9 protein-coding genes are annotated in these 15,051 nt (G+C 64.8%); 6 read left to right on the top strand and 3 right to left on the bottom strand.

Annotation, left to right across the window (positions count from 1 at the left end):
• The first annotated feature begins 302 nt into the window (after positions 1–302).
• Complete coding sequence (locus tag NKH70_RS30935) at positions 303–548, top strand: type II toxin-antitoxin system VapB family antitoxin (protein ID WP_023676383.1); 246 nt, start codon at positions 303–305, stop codon at positions 546–548.
• Positions 548–952, top strand: a complete 405-nt coding sequence (locus NKH70_RS30930; RefSeq protein ID WP_352719314.1) for a type II toxin-antitoxin system VapC family toxin — start codon at positions 548–550, stop codon at positions 950–952. Before NKH70_RS30935 ends, NKH70_RS30930 begins: the two co-directional genes overlap by 1 nt.
• Here NKH70_RS30930 and murJ read toward each other — a convergent pair.
• A complete protein-coding gene (gene murJ, locus NKH70_RS30925) occupies positions 927–2,525 on the bottom strand; it encodes a murein biosynthesis integral membrane protein MurJ (RefSeq protein WP_352719313.1) in 1,599 nt (532 codons plus the stop codon). The genes NKH70_RS30930 and murJ overlap by 26 nt on opposite strands.
• 46 nt (positions 2,526–2,571) lie before the next feature.
• Positions 2,572–5,370, bottom strand: coding sequence for a [protein-PII] uridylyltransferase (locus NKH70_RS30920; RefSeq protein WP_352517229.1), 2,799 nt, complete (start codon positions 5,368–5,370; stop codon positions 2,572–2,574).
• A 227-nt stretch (positions 5,371–5,597) separates the two neighbouring features.
• Here NKH70_RS30920 and NKH70_RS30915 point away from each other — a divergent pair, with 227 nt between their 5' ends.
• From NKH70_RS30915 to NKH70_RS30905, 3 genes are all read left to right on the top strand, one after another.
• The gene (locus tag NKH70_RS30915) at positions 5,598–8,102 is read left to right on the top strand and encodes a heavy metal translocating P-type ATPase (protein WP_352719312.1); all 2,505 of its coding nucleotides are present in this window, start codon (positions 5,598–5,600) and stop codon (positions 8,100–8,102) included.
• 43 nt (positions 8,103–8,145) lie between these two features.
• A complete protein-coding gene (copM, locus tag NKH70_RS30910) occupies positions 8,146–8,532 on the top strand; it encodes a CopM family metallochaperone (protein WP_352469262.1) in 387 nt (128 codons plus the stop codon).
• An 87-nt stretch (positions 8,533–8,619) separates the two neighbouring features.
• On the top strand, positions 8,620–9,465 hold the full coding sequence (locus NKH70_RS30905; RefSeq protein ID WP_352719311.1) for an aldo/keto reductase: 846 nt from the start codon (positions 8,620–8,622) through the stop codon (positions 9,463–9,465).
• A gap of 220 nt (positions 9,466–9,685) precedes the next feature.
• Here the strand turns inward: NKH70_RS30905 and mutS are convergent, their stop codons facing one another.
• On the bottom strand, positions 9,686–12,337 hold the full coding sequence (mutS, locus tag NKH70_RS30900) for a DNA mismatch repair protein MutS (RefSeq protein WP_353027074.1): 2,652 nt from the start codon (positions 12,335–12,337) through the stop codon (positions 9,686–9,688).
• 203 nt (positions 12,338–12,540) lie between these two features.
• Between mutS and NKH70_RS30895 the strand changes: the two genes are divergently transcribed.
• Positions 12,541–14,820: an NADP-dependent malic enzyme gene (locus tag NKH70_RS30895; RefSeq protein ID WP_352719310.1), complete on the top strand. Its 2,280-nt coding sequence runs from the start codon at positions 12,541–12,543 to the stop codon at positions 14,818–14,820.
• The last annotated feature ends 231 nt before the right edge of the window (positions 14,821–15,051 follow it).

Genomic DNA, 15,051 nt, shown 5'->3' with positions numbered 1-15,051 from the left:
ACGGCGCGCTTATGGACGAGAGCGAGGAGACGATCAAGAGGGCGTTGGCCACGTCACGCGGGGCTTTGGCGTCGGCCGAGCAGAAGGCTGTTTGAGGGGGATGGCGCCGACCAGAAACAAAACCCGCCTTGCGGCGGGTCCTCGGCGCCAATCAGCACCATACCGAAATTAGTAGCATAGCTGCCGGCACAAAGCAAGAACAAAATAGCTCGCCTTGGCAATCGCTTCGATTTGGCCAGGCCTACATTGACGGACTGATGTAGATAGCTACATAATATATGCTACACCGCGGAAGCAAAACAATGACGATCAACATCAACAACAAGGAAGCTGACAGCCTGACGCGGGCTTTTGCCAGGCTTGAAGGTGTCGGCATCACCGAGGCAATCGTGATCGCCATGCGCGAAGCTCTGGAGCGCCGACGCAATCGCGAGACGCCGCTGGAGACGGCGGCACGGCTCCGGGCCGAGTTCGGTATTGAGCTGAGCGAGCAGGCGCGCAAGCCGCTGCCGCGCTCGGTCTACGACGAATTGTCCGGCGAAGACTGATGTTCATCGATGCAGCCGCTATCGTTGCAATACTGAGCAACGAGACCGAAGCCCAGCGCTGCGCGCAGGCGGTCATGAAAGCGTCGGCTCCGTTCACGTCGGCCATCGCGGTTTGGGAAGCCGCGATGGCGCTTTCGCGATCGGAAAAGCTAGCCATCCCGGTCGCCACAAGCCTGGAGATAGTCAGCCGTTTTCTCGAAGAGCGTGGAATCACCTTGCGGGAGCTTCCGCCTGCCTCTGACGCGGCATCCCTGTCTGTTGAGGCTGCGTCGCGGTTTCGCAACAACGCTGGCCGACTGAACATGGCCGACTGTTTCCACTACGCCTGTGCGCGCTACTACGCCGTTCCGATGCTTTCGACGGCGGACGAATTCCGCTTCACGGATCTGGAGACTGTTGCTTGACCGGCTGGGACCCCTTCCGCCCGATATTGCGGCGGATCATGCCGAAATCTGCGCCGCCGGTGGCGAAGGCGGTGACGAAGTAGAGCAGCGCCCCGCCGGCGACGAGCGCAAGCAGGGTTACCGCCTGGATCACCAGAGGCGAGCCGGAAGCCAGCTTTGCGGCGAACCAGTGCTCGGCAAAATAGAGCGCCGCGGCCATCACCGCCGCCGACAGCACCAGCCGCGGGATGCGTTTCATGAGCGGCACGTCGCGGCCCCAATGGCCGCGCCGGATCAGCACGGCGAGCAGCATGAACGCATTGACCCAGCCTGCGACGGCGGAGGCAACGGCAATGCCGGGCGCGCCCATGGTCGGAAACAGCGTCAGCGCCGTCGTAATGTTAACCGCCACCGAGATAGCGGCAAAAATCATCGGCGTGCGCGTGTCCTCGCGGGCGAAATAGCCTGGGGTGAACGCCTTGATCAGCACGAAGGCCGGCAGGCCGAGGCCGAAAATCGCCAGGATTGCCGCGACCGTCGGCGTCGAATTGTTGGCGGCAAAGGCGCCGCGCTCATAGACCAGCCGCACGATCGGCTCGGACATGACCAGCAGGGCGGCCGCCGCCGGCAAGGTCATGAAAAGGGTAAACTCGACCGAGCGGTTCTGCAGATTGGCGGCCTCGACCAGATTGCCTGATTTCAGCGCCCGCGACAGTTCCGGCAAAAGCACGATGGCGACGGCGACGCCGACGACGCCCAACGGCAGCTGGTAAACGCGGTCGGCATAGGCCAGCGACGACACCGCGCTGTCCTGCGCCGACGCGATCGCCGTGCCGATCAGCTGGTTGATCTGGGTGATGCCGCCGGTGATCGCCGCCGGCAGCGCCAGGATCAGCAGCCGCTTGACGTTCGGCGTCATCTTCGGCCGCCGGAAGCCGATCGAAATGCCGGCATGGCGCACCGCCGCCCAGACGATCGCCAGCTGCACCAAGCCGGCCGCCAGCACACCCCAGGCCAGACCGAAACCGACGGTGCAGGCGTCCGAACCCTTGTACCAAGCATAGGCAAGCACGGCGATGAGGATGACGTTGAGGAACACCGGCGCCACCGCGGCGGCGAAATAGCGGCGCAGCGAATTCAGCATGCCGGCCATCATGGCGCCGAGCGACATGCAGATCAGGTATGGGAACATGACGGTCGCCAGCGCCACCGTCGTCTCGAATTTTCCCGGCGTGTCGGCAAAGCCCGGCGCCACCAGGTAGCGCACGATCAGCGGCATCGCCAGTTCCATGGCGATGGTCAGCGCCAGAAGCGCCGTGAACAAGACGCCGAACACCTCTTCGGAAAAGCGCTTGGCGCCATCGGTGCCATGTGTCTCGATCTCCTTGGCAAACAGCGGCACGAAGGCGGCGTTGAAGGCGCCTTCGGCAAACAGCCGGCGAAAGGTGTTGGGGAACTGGAAGGCGGCGTTGAAGGCGTCGGCGATCGGCCCGGTGCCGAGTGCGGCAGCCATCAGCATCTCGCGGCCGAAGCCGAGGGCCCGGCTCATCAGCGTGCCGGAAGCGACGGTGGCGAATTTCTTGACAAGGCTCATGCGCTCGAAGTCTGCCTGCGGGATTGGGGCAAATGGAAGGTGACAGTCACTCGGCGGCCGTTTTGGTCTTGCCGCGCTCGGACGCGGTGCCCTCGAGCACCGCGATCAGCCTGTTGCGAATGGTCGCCGTACGCGACGGGCTGTCGATCTTCTGGCCGGTGAGATCGGTGACGTAGAACGTGTCGATGACTTTTTCGCCGAAGGTGGTGATGTGGGCTGAGGCGATGTCGAGCGACAGGTCCGACAACATGCCGGTGATCTCCGACAGAAGGCCCGGCCTGTCCAGCCCCTCGACCTCGATCACCGAGAACCGGTTCGACAGCGTATTGCGGATCTCGGCGCGTGGCGGAATACGGAAAACCTTGGCGCCGCGCCGAGGCTTGGTGCGCTTCTCGATCATTTCGGGCAGCCAGCTCTTGCCCGACAGAACATCCTCGATCAGCCGGCCGACGCGCTCGGCACGGCGGCGCTCGTCCTCGTCGCGGTCGAACTCCCTCGAGATCAGGATGGTGTCGAGCGCGCGGCCGTCCGAAGTGGTGAAGATCTGCGCGTCGACGATATTGCCGCCGGCCGCAGCACAGGCGCCGGCAATCACCGAGAGCAGGCGTGGATGGTCCTGCGCCAGCACCGTGATCTCGGTCACCGCCTCGAACTGGTGGGTCTTGACCATTGTGGCCAGCTTCTTGCCGGCATGGTCGGCCTCGCGGATGAATTCGGCATGGCGCACCTGGTCGGGAAGATCGACCGCCAGCAGATAGTTCTCGTAGTGCTGGCCGACATAACGCTTGCGGGCCTTTTCCGGCCAGTCGGCAAGCGCCTCGGCCAGTTGTTCGCGCGCCGCCGCCGTCCGTTTGGCGCGCGACACCTCCGAAAACCCCCCAGTCAACAAAAGCTCGGTCTCGTAGTAGAGCGTACGCAGCAACTGGCCCTTCCAGCCGTTCCAGACACCAGGCCCGACACCGCGGATATCGCAGACGGTAAGCACAAGCAGCATCTTCAGCCGTTCGACCGACTGCACAATCGCGGCAAAATCCTCGATCGTCTTGCGGTCGTTGAGATCGCGGGTCTGCGCGGTCATCGACATGACGAGGTGGTTCTCGACCAGCCAGGCGACCGTTTCGGTGTCGGCCGGCGAGAGCCCCATATGCGGGCAGATGCGCCGGGCGATCCTGGCGCCGGCTTGCGAATGGTCTTCCGGCCTGCCCTTGGCGATGTCGTGCAGGAGCACGGCGACATAGAGCGCCTCGCGGCTCTTCTTCAGCCCCGGCATCAGCGCGTGGGAAAGCGGATGGACCTTTTCGCCGTCGCCGCGTTCGATCTCGGCCAGCACGCCGATGCAGCGGATCAAATGCTCGTCCACGGTGTAGTGGTGGTACATCGAGAACTGCATCATGGCGACGATCTTGCCGAAGTCCGGGATTAGCTTAGCAAGCAGTCCGGCCTCGTTCATGCGCCGCAGATTGAGCTCGGCGTTACGGTCCGAGGTCAAGATGTCGAGGAACAGCCGGTTGGCCTCCTCGTCGCGCCTGAGCGCCTTGCCGACGAGGCCGAGCGAGCGGGTCAAAAGCTTCAGCGCATCGGGGTGGAATTCCAGGCCGTGCTTGTCGGCGAACCAGAACAGCCTGAGCAAGTTGACCGGGTCGCGCTCGAACACTTCGTCGTCGGCGATGTTGATGCGGTGGTTGTCGACGATGAAATCGGCCGTGCCGGCGAGCTTGCGCTTGCGGCGCGAGAAGGTGAGAAAGATGCGGTTGAAGCCCGGCACATGCTTGGCCTGCTCCTCTTCCAGCGCGGCACAGAAGATGCGGGTCAGGTCGCCGACGTCCTTGGCGACGAGGAAGTAGTGCTTCATGAAGCGCTCGACCGCCGACAGGCCGGGATGGGTGGTGTAGCCGAGCCGCTCGGCGATGTCGCGCTGGATGTCGAAATGCAGCCGCTCCTCGGCCTTGCCAGTGAGGAAATGCATGTGGCAGCGCACCGCCCACAGGAAGTCCTCGGCCTTCTGGAATTCCCGGTATTCGGCGTCGGTGAAGACGCCCTTGTCGACCAGTTCCTCGCCGGTGCGCACCCGGTAGAAATACTTGGCGATCCAGAACAGCGTCTGCAGGTCGCGCAGGCCGCCCTTGCCGTCCTTGACGTTGGGTTCGACCAGATAGCGGCTCTCGCCGGCCTTGGCGTGGCGCTCGTCGCGTTCGGCGAGCTTGGCCTGGACATATTCAGGGCCGGTGGTGCGCACCACCTCGTGATCGAAGCGCTGCAAAAGCTCGTCATAGAGCTTTTGCTCGCCCCACAGGAAGCGCGCTTCCAGGATCGAGGTGCGGATGGTGATGTCGGTGCGCGACAGCCTAAGGCATTCGTCGATGTTGCGCGTCGCGTGGCCGACCTTCAGGCCGAGGTCCCACAGCATGTAGAGCATATATTCGACGATCTGCTCGCCCCACGGCGTCTGCTTGTAGGGCAGCAGGAACAGCAGATCGATGTCGGACCCCGGCGCCAGCGTGCCGCGGCCATAGCCGCCGACGGCAACGACCGCCATGCGCTCGGCCGATGACGGGTTTTTGACGCGATAGACATGGGTGGCGGCGAAATCGTAGAGCGCACGGATGATCTCATCCATCAGATGCGACAGCCGGGCGGCGCAGGCGGTGCCGCTGCCATCGTCCATCAGCATGCGTTCGGCGACAGTGCGGCCGTCGGCGAGCCGGCTTTTGAGAAGCTTGAGGACGCCGCTGCGCGCGGCCTTGCCCGAACCGTCGCCTGCCGTGGCCGCGGTCAGTTCGGTCATCTCGCGGCGCAAGGCTTCGCCGTCGATCAGTTCCTCGAGCTTCAGGGATATTCTTGCCATAAATGCCGTTCGGCCTCGCCGTTTCGGCGGCGTCTATAGCGCGTTTTCGCGGCGCTGGGTATGGGGCGGACGGACGCGTTCTCCGCAGCGGTGGAACGGGACGATCGTCTCGCGCCCGCGGCCGGGCGGTTAGGGGCATGGGCGCGAAAAATCGAAAACAGCCCTTGACCTTCCCGTTACTGGAAGCACTACCTCCGCCGCAACATCGAAATACAGGGGCTTTCGGCATGACGCATTCCGATCACCATCATCACGCCCATGGCAGCCGTTGCTCGGCAAAGGGCGCCTCCTCTGCTGCGGACGCCGTCATCCGCGATCCGGTCTGCGGCATGACCGTCGATCCGGCCGCCGGCAAGCCTACCGCCGGGCATGGCGGCCATCGCTATCATTTCTGCAGCGAAAGCTGCCGTTCGAAATTCGTCGCCGAACCCCAGAAATATCTGACCGCCACCGATCCCGTCTGCGGCATGAGCGTCGACCGTGCCACGGCCAGGCACTTTTTGCGGCACGAGGGTCAGGGTTTCTATTTCTGCTCGGCCGCTTGCCAGGCGAAATTCGAGGCCGAGCCGGCAAAGTATCTCGGCGACAGGCCGGCACCGCAGGCAATGCCCAAGGGCACGCAATACACCTGCCCGATGCATCCCGAAATCATCCGCGACAAGCCCGGCTCGTGCCCGATCTGCGGCATGGCGCTGGAGCCGATGGGGGTGCCGACCGGCGACGAGGGTCCGAACCCCGAACTGGTCGACTTCACCAGGCGGTTGTGGGTGAGCGCGGTGCTGTCCGTGCCGTTGCTGGTCATCGCCATGGCACCGATGCTCGGCCTGACGTTCCAGGCCTTCATCGACGACCGTGCGAAGGTCTGGCTGGAACTGGCGCTGGCCAGCCCCGTGGTGCTGTGGGCGGCATTCCCGTTCTTCCACCGCGGCTGGGATTCGATCCTCAACCGCAGCCCCAATATGTGGACGCTGATTTCGCTCGGCGTCGGTGCTGCCTATCTCTACAGCGTCGTCGCCACGCTGTTTCCTGGCCTCTTTCCGCACCAGTTCCGCGGCCATGACGGCACCGTGCCGGTCTATTTCGAGGCGGCGGCGGTGATCGTCGCGCTGGTGTTCCTCGGCCAGGTGCTGGAATTGCGCGCCCGTGAGAAAACCGGTTCGGCGATCCGTGCGCTTCTCGACCTGGCGCCGAAGACGGCGCGGCTGATCGGCGCGGACGGTTCCGAAAACGACGTGCCGCTCGATATTGTCAAGGCCGGCGACCGCTTGCGCATCCGCCCCGGTGACGCAGTGCCGGTCGACGGCATTGTGCTCGAAGGACGCTCTTCCATCGACGAATCGATGATCACAGGCGAGCCGCTGCCGGTCGAAAAGACCGAAGGCGACAACCTCACCGGCGGCACGCTCAACAAGAACGGCTCGCTGGTCATGCGCGCCGAAAAGATCGGCGCCGAGACGACGCTGGCACGCATCGTCGAGCTGGTCGCCAAGGCGCAGCGCTCGCGCGCGCCGATCCAGGGGTTGGCCGACCGCGTCTCGTTCTACTTCGTCCCGGCCGTCGTGCTGGTCGCCATCATTGCGTTCGTCGCCTGGGCGATCGTCGGACCGGAACCCAGCCTGGTCTTTGCCATCGTCTCGGCGGTCTCGGTGCTGATTATCGCCTGTCCGTGTGCACTCGGCCTTGCGACGCCAATGTCGATCATGACCGCCACCGGGCGCGGCGCGCATGCCGGCGTGCTGATCAAGGAAGCGGCGGCGCTCGAGCGCTTTGCCTCGGTCGATACGCTGATCGTCGACAAGACGGGAACGCTGACCGAAGGCCGGCCGCGACTGACCGACGTCGTTGCCGTCGAAGGCATGGCACAGGACGATCTGCTGGCGCTCGCCGCCGGGCTGGAAAAAGGCTCGGAGCATCCGCTGGCCGAGGCCATCGTCGAAGGCGCCCGCGAACGCGGCGTGAAGGTCCCCGACGCGAGCGGTTTCGAGGCTATCACCGGTAAGGGTGTTTCCGGCACGGTCTCGGGACAGAAGGTGGCGCTCGGCAATGCCGCGATGATGGCCGATCTCGGCATCGATACGGCATCGGTCCTGGCCAGCGCCGAGACGCTGCAGGCCGATGGCAAGACCGCGATGTTCGTCGCTGTCGCAGGCAAGCTCGCCGGCCTCGTTGCCGTCGCCGATCCGATCAAGGCGACGACAGCCGAGGCGATCAAGGCCCTGCATGACAGCGGGCTGAAGATCGTCATGGCGACCGGCGACAATGAGCGCACGGCCAAGGCCATCGCAGCCAAGCTCGGCATCGACGCGGTGCGTGCCGGCCTGCTGCCGGAGCAGAAGAACGCGCTGGTCGAGGAGTTGCGCGCCGGCGGTGCCGGCGTTGCCATGGCCGGCGACGGCGTCAACGATGCGCCCGCACTTGCCGCCGCCGATGTCGGCATCGCCATGGGCACCGGCGCCGATGTTGCGGTCGAAAGTGCGGGAATTACGCTGGTCAAGGGCGACCTAAACGGCATCGTCAGGGCGAGGACGCTGGCCCGCGCGACGATCCGCAACATCCGCCAGAACCTGTTTTTCGCTTTCCTCTACAATGTGCTTGGCGTGCCGGTTGCTGCCGGCGTGCTTTATCCGCTCACCGGCACGCTGCTGTCGCCGATGATTGCGGCGGCGGCGATGAGCCTGTCTTCGGTTTCGGTCATCGCCAACGCATTGCGGCTCAGGACGTTGAAACTCTGAGTAAAACTTCCAGATAGACCCTGTTCAAAAAAGGAGACGATGAATGACCTTGGCCAAGAAGATCGTGCTGCTGATGATGGCGGCGGGAATGCTGCTTGCTGTTTTCCTCGAAAGCGTTCCAGCACAAGCCGAGGAGATGAAGCACGACATGGGCGCAATGGGCGCACAGAGCCCCTCGACCGAGGGCTACAAGGCGGCGATGGACAAGATGCATACCGACATGATGGCGATCGAATATTCCGGCGATGCCGATGTCGATTTCGCCCGCGGCATGATCCCGCATCACCAGGCGGCCATCGACATGGCCAAGATCGAGCTCGCCAATGGCAAGGATCCGGAAATGCGCAAGCTCGCCGAAGCAGTAATCGCCGCGCAGGAAGCCGAGATCAAGCAGATGCAGGATTGGCTCGCCGCCCATCCGGTGAAGTAGCGGTTCACGCTATCAGAGCGAATCCGGGGAAGAGGCTTCACCTGGATTCCCTTTGGCGGCTATGATGCCGCCTGACTGGAGCATGCCATGCCATCGACGATAAGAAGGACCACCCTGCCCTGCGGCGAAGCCGTGCCGGTGCTCGGCCAGGGCACCTGGAAGATGGGCGAAGACGGCCGCCGCCGTGGCGACGAGGCCAATGCCCTGAAGCTCGGGCTGGATCTCGGCATGACGCTGATCGACACCGCCGAAATGTATGCCAGCGGCGGTGCCGAGGAGGTGGTGGCGGAGGCCATCGCCGGTCGCCGCGACGAAGTGTTCCTCGTCTCCAAGGTGCTGCCGTCCAATGCCTCGCGCACCGGCGTGAAACGGGCCTGCGAGAACAGCCTGAGGCATCTCGCCACCGACCGCATCGATCTCTATCTCTTGCATTGGCCGGGCAGCGTTCCTTTGATGGAAACGGTAGAGGCGTTCGAAGCGTTGAAGGCGGCCGGCAAGATCCGCCATTGGGGCGTCAGCAATTTCGATACCGATGAGATGGAAGAGCTGGTTCGGTTGCCGGCCGGCGGCAACGTCCAGACCAACCAGGTGCTCTACAATCTGTCGCAGCGCGGCGTCGAGTTCGACCTCGCCCCGCGGAGCCGGCAACGCGGCATGCCGCTGATGGCCTATTCGCCGGTCGATCAGGGGATATTGGCGCGCAACGCCAGGTTAGATGCCATCGCCGCTCGCCACGGTGCGACGCCGGCGCAGATCGCGCTTGCCTGGGTGATGGCGCAGGACGGGGTGATCGCGATTCCCAAAGCTAGCCGCGCGGAGCATGTCCGGCAGAATGTCGCGGCGTTGGACATCGAGCTCACGAGCGAAGATTTCGCCGACCTCGACCGCGCCTTCCCGCCGCCGAGGCAGAAATCGGGCTTGGCGATGATTTGAGGGGTGGGGCGGAAGGCAAGCCAAAGCAGCGTTCCGTCACACCCCCCTCTGTCCTGCCGAACATCTCCCCCTCAAGGGGGGAGATTGGATTTCGCATCGGCTTTCGCCAACTTCGAACGTCGAAGGAAAAGCGCTGTCAGCGAAACTGCCAATCTCCCCCTCGAGGGGGAGATGTCCGGCAGGACAGAGGGGGGCGCCGTAGAGCGCTATCGGACGAGCACTACTTCCCAACCATCCCCTTCAGCCGGTACAGCGCCTCCAGCGCCTCGCGTGGCGTCATCTCGTCGGGATTGATCTTCACTAGCGCCGCGCCCAGCCCATCACTCTTCGCCGGCTTCGACGCTTCCCGCTTCGCCGCCACGGAAAACAGCGGCAGGTCGTCGACCAGGCGGTTGGCCTTGCCCGAAACCTCGCCGGCTTCAAGCTGGTGCAGCACTTCCTTGGCCCGGCCGACGACGGCTTCCGGCAGGCCGGCCAGCCGCGCCACCTGGACGCCGTAGGACCGGTCAGCCGCACCCTTGCCGACCTCGTGCAGGAAGACCACGTCGCCCTCCCATTCCTTGACCCGCATGGTGACGTTGGAGAGCCGCGGCAGTTTTCCGGCCAGCGCCGTCATCTCGTGGAAATGCGTGGCGAAGATCGCCCGGCAGCGGTTCTTCTCGTGCAAATATTCGACCGCCGCCCAGGCGATCGACAGGCCGTCGAAGGTGGCGGTGCCGCGGCCGATCTCGTCGAGAATGACCAGCGCGCGTTCGCCGGCCTGGTTGAGGATCGCCGCCGTTTCGACCATCTCGACCATGAAGGTGGAGCGGCCGCGCGCCAGATCGTCGGAGGCGCCGACCCGCGAAAACAGCCGGTCGACGACGCCGATATGGGCTGATGCCGCCGGCACGAATGAGCCGGTCTGGGCAAGGATGGCAATCAGCGCGTTCTGCCTGAGGAAGGTCGACTTGCCGCCCATATTGGGGCCGGTCAGCAGCCAGATCGCGCCGGCCTTGGCATCGCCTTGCGGCGACAGATCGCAATCATTGGCGACGAACGGGCCTTCGCCGGAACGCCGCAGCGCCTGTTCGACCACCGGATGGCGTCCACCCGAAATCTCGAAGACAAGGCTCGCATCGACTAGCGGCCGGCACCAAGCCTCGCTTTCGGAAAGCAAGGCAAGTGCAGCCGAAACATCGAGCACGGCGAGCGCTTCGGCGCCGGCACGGATCGTGTCGGCCTGGCCGACGACTTCCGCCGTCAGCGCCTCGAAAGCGGCAAGCTCGATCGCCAGCGCCCGGTCGGCGGCGTTGGCGATCTTCGATTCCAGTTCGGCGAGTTCCGTGGTGGTGAAGCGCATGGCGTTGGCCATGGTCTGGCGATGGATGAAGCGCGCCTTGGCGCCGTCGCTGCCGGTCATCAGCGCATGGTGGTTGGCGGTCACCTCGATGTAATATCCCAGCACATTGTTGTGCCTGATCTTCAGCGAGCGGATGCCGGTCTCGTCGATCAGCGAACGCTCCAGCCCGGCGATCACTTTTCGCGACTCGTCGCGCAGTGCCCGCATCTCGTCGAGTTCGGCGTGGTAGCCGGAAGGGACGAAGCCGCCGTCGCGCCTGAGCAACGGCAGCTCGTCGCTGAGCGCCTGTACCAGATGCGTCGCCAGTTTACCGGGCAGTGCCTTGATAGCTCCCAACGCCGCGGTCAGTTCGCCCGGCAAGGTGGTTTGGCCGAACAGTTCGGCGATGGCGCTAGCCGCTTCGAAACCGGCGCGCAGCGCGCCGAGGTCGCGCGGGCCGCCGCGGTTGAGCGCCAGCCTGGACAGCGCGCGCGGCATGTCGGCAACGCTCTTCAGGCTTGCCCGCACCGCCTGGCAGAGGCGCGTCTCGGAGCGGAAGAACGACACTGAGTCCAGCCTGGCGCTGATAGCCGCCGGGTCGGTCAGCGGCGCCATCAGCCGGTCGGCGAGCAGCCTTGCCCCGCCGCCGGTCACCGTGCGGTCGATCGCCTTGAACAGCGAGCCGTCGCGGCTGCCGGACAATGTGCGCAGCAGTTCCAGATTGGCGCGCGTCGCCGGGTCGATGAACAGGGTCGAGCCCTGCTCCTCGCGCTGCGGCCGCGACAGCGGCGGCCGCTCGGCCTTCTGCGTCTTTTCGACATAGGCGATGACGCCTGAGATCGCCGACAGTTCGGCGCGCGAAAACGAGCCGAAACTGTCAGGCGTCGCCACCTCGAAGAAGCGGGCGATGCGGCCGGCGGCCGAAGCCGAATCGAACAGCGACGGCGGCTGCGGGCTGGCGACGCGGCCGAGCACGTCGAATACCGGTTTCAGCTCCGGGTCGTAAAACACCGGCTCGGCGACGATCAGCTCGCGCGGATCGACGCGGAAGACATCGGCGAGCAGCCGGTCGGCGGTGGTTTCGGCGACGCGGAAGACACCGGTCGAGATCTCGATCCAGGCCAGCGCGAAAGCGTGATCGCTGCTGCCGCCCTTGACCCGTCCCAGCGCCATCAGAAAACTCGATTCCGACGGCGCCAGCAACTTGTCCTCGGTGATGGTGCCGGGGGTCACCAGCCGCACCACGTCGCGGCGCACCACCGATTTGCCGCCGCGCTTCTTGGCCTCGGCCGGATCCTCGATCTGCTCGCAGACGGCGACGCGGAAGCCCTGGCCGATCAGCTTCTGCAGATAATCGTCGGCGGCATGCACCGGCACGCCGCACATCGGGATGTCGAGCCCCTGGTGCTTGCCGCGCTTGGTCAGCACGATGCCGAGTGCCCGGCTCGCCTTCTCGGCATCGTCGAAGAACAGCTCGTAGAAATCGCCCATGCGGTAGAACAGCAGCGAATCCGGGTTCGCCGCCTTGATCTCAATGTACTGCTCCATCATCGGCGTCGCCGGCGCGAAGGCCGGGGTGGCGTTGTCGCTTCGAATGGGCGTCTCGTCGTTCAAGAAGCTGCTTCCAAAATTTTGCAAGCCATGCTTGGCGGTTTACAGCGGCGAAGTGTAGCCTTAATCCCGAACCTTCCACAAAAGAAAGCATGCGCACCCATCGCAAGCGGTGCCGTACGGGCGAGGAAACCAAAGGTACCATGGCCAAGAAAACCGAAAGCAACGGGCCCTCCGTCAGCGCCCAGGAGGCATTGGAATTCCATGCCATGGGCCGCCCCGGCAAGCTGGAGATCGTCGCGACAAAACCAATGGCGACGCAACGCGATCTCAGCCTTGCCTATTCGCCGGGCGTCGCCGTGCCGGTTCTCGCCATCGCCGAGGATCCGAGCCGCGCCTTCGACTACACGGTTCGCGGCAACATGGTCGCCGTCATCTCCAACGGCACCGCCATCCTCGGTCTCGGCAACCTCGGCGCGCTGGCCTCGAAGCCGGTGATGGAAGGCAAGGCGGTGCTGTTCAAGCGCTTCGCCGATGTCGATTCCATCGACCTCGAGGTCGACACCGAGGATGCCGACGAATTCATCAATTGCGTGCGTTTCCTCGGACCCTCCTTCGGCGGCATCAACCTCGAGGACATCAAGGCACCGGAATGTTTCATCATCGAGCAGCGGCTGCGCGAGCTGATGGACATACCGGTCTTCCATGACGACCAGCACGGCACCGCCATCATCTCGGCCGCCGGCTTGATCAACGCGCTGGAAATCACCGGCCGCGACATGAAGACCACGAAAATGGTCTGCAATGGCGCGGGTGCCGCCGGCATCGCCTGCATCGAATTGATGAAGGCGATGGGCTTTGCGCCCGAAAATATCATCCTTTGCGACACCAAGGGCGTCGTCTTCCAGGGCCGCACCGAAGGCATGAACCAGTGGAAATCGGCGCACGCCGTGAAAACCGGCGCGCGCTCGCTGGCCGAGGCGCTGGACGGCGCCGACGTGTTCCTCGGCCTCTCGGCCAAGGGCACGCTGACCACCAGGATGGTGCAGTCGATGGCCAAGAACCCGATCATCTTCGCCATGGCCAATCCCGACCCCGAGATCACGCCGGAGGAGGTCGCCGAGATCCGAACCGACGCCATCATGGCGACGGGACGGTCCGACTACCCGAACCAGGTCAACAACGTGCTTGGCTTCCCCTACATCTTCCGCGGCGCGCTCGATGTGCGGGCGACCACCATCAATGACGACATGAAGATCGCCGCCGCCCGGGCGCTGGCGGAGCTCGCGCGCCAGGACGTGCCCGACGACGTCGCCGCCGCCTATCAGGGCAACCGGCCGAAATTCGGCCCCAACTACATCATCCCGGTGCCGTTCGACCCGCGGCTGATCTCGGCGATCCCGATCGCGGTCGCCAAGGCGGCGATGGAGTCCGGCGTCGCGCGCAAGCCGATCCTCGATCTCGACCGCTACGCGCAGGAGCTTTCCGCCCGCCGCGACCCGATCGCCTCGACGTTGCAGCGCATCTACGACCGCGTCCGCCGTCAGCCCAAGCGCATCGTCTTTGCCGAGGGCGAGGAGGAGCAGGTGATGCGCGCCGCCGTCTCCTATGTGAACCAGCGGCTCGGCACCGCCATCCTGCTCGGCCGCGACGACATCATCAAGGAAAACGCCAGGAACGCCGGCATCGACCTCGGTAAGCAAGGCATCGAGATCATCAATGCGCGGCTGTCGCGGCGCAACTCGGTCTACACCGACTATCTCTACGAGCGCATGCAGCGCAAAGGCTTCCTGTTCCGTGACTGCCAGCGGCTGATCAACAACGACCGCAACCATTTCGCCGCCTGCATGGTGGCGCTGGGCGACGCCGACGGCATCGTCACCGGCGTCACCCGCAACTATTCGACGGCGCTCGACGATATCCGCCGCGTCATCGACGCAAGGCCCGGCCACTGCGTCATCGGCGTATCGATCGTGCTCGCGCGGGGTCGCACCGTGCTTGTCGCCGACACCGCCGTGCACGACATGCCGAATGCCGAACAGATCGCCGACATCGCCGAGGAGGCCGCCGGCTTCGCCCGCCGCATGGGCTACGAGCCGAGGCTCGCCATGCTCGCCTATTCAACCTTCGGCCATCCGCAGGGCGAACGCTCCGAGCGCGTCCAGGAAGCGGTGCGCATCCTCGACAAGCGCCGCGTCGATTTCGAGTATGACGGCGAGATGGCCGCCGACGTGGCGCTCAACGCCCGCGCCATGGCGCAGTATCCGTTCATCAGGCTGACCGGCCCGGCCAATGTGCTGATCATGCCGGCTTTCCACTCGGCCTCAATCTCGACCAAGATGCTGCAGGAGCTCGGCGGCTCGACCGTCATCGGCCCGCTGCTGGTCGGCCTGAACAAGCCGGTTCAGATCGTCTCGCTGAATGCCAAGGACAGCGATATCGTGAATATGGCGGCGATCGCGGCGTATAGCGCTGGGGCTTGAGGAGCGAGCTTACCCTCCTCTCGCTGGGAAGGGTCGTGCGAAGGCGACGCCTATAGAGGGCAGTGCTATCGCATGGGGGGTTCCCCCTCATCCGGCCGCTTCGCGGCCACCTTCTCCCCGCTGGGGAGAAGAGCCTGGCATCAACCTGGCGACCTCCTCTCCCCTCGGGGAGAGGTCGGATTGCCCCGAATTGCCCTTGGCAATTCGGTTGGCAATCCGGGTGAGGGGGCA

The sequence above is a fragment of the Mesorhizobium sp. M0991 genome, assembly GCF_040318915.1.
GTDB lineage: Bacteria > Pseudomonadota > Alphaproteobacteria > Rhizobiales > Rhizobiaceae > Mesorhizobium.
This window is presented reverse-complemented; position numbering and strand designations above follow the sequence as displayed.

What these genes read in the sequence shown, in the direction of transcription:
- NKH70_RS30930 (WP_352719314.1), top strand. Translation starts at nt 548, where the DNA reads ATGTTCATCGATGCAGCCGCTATCGTTGCAATACTGAGCAACGAGACC.
- NKH70_RS30915 (WP_352719312.1), top strand. Translation starts at nt 5,598, where the DNA reads ATGACGCATTCCGATCACCATCATCACGCCCATGGCAGCCGTTGCTCG.
- NKH70_RS30920 (WP_352517229.1), bottom strand. Translation starts at nt 5,370, where the DNA reads ATGGCAAGAATATCCCTGAAGCTCGAGGAACTGATCGACGGCGAAGCC.
- mutS (WP_353027074.1), bottom strand. Translation starts at nt 12,337, where the DNA reads ATGATGGAGCAGTACATTGAGATCAAGGCGGCGAACCCGGATTCGCTG.
- NKH70_RS30905 (WP_352719311.1), top strand. Translation starts at nt 8,620, where the DNA reads ATGCCATCGACGATAAGAAGGACCACCCTGCCCTGCGGCGAAGCCGTG.
- NKH70_RS30895 (WP_352719310.1), top strand. Translation starts at nt 12,541, where the DNA reads ATGGCCAAGAAAACCGAAAGCAACGGGCCCTCCGTCAGCGCCCAGGAG.
- NKH70_RS30935 (WP_023676383.1), top strand. Translation starts at nt 303, where the DNA reads ATGACGATCAACATCAACAACAAGGAAGCTGACAGCCTGACGCGGGCT.
- murJ (WP_352719313.1), bottom strand. Translation starts at nt 2,525, where the DNA reads ATGAGCCTTGTCAAGAAATTCGCCACCGTCGCTTCCGGCACGCTGATG.
- copM (WP_352469262.1), top strand. Translation starts at nt 8,146, where the DNA reads ATGACCTTGGCCAAGAAGATCGTGCTGCTGATGATGGCGGCGGGAATG.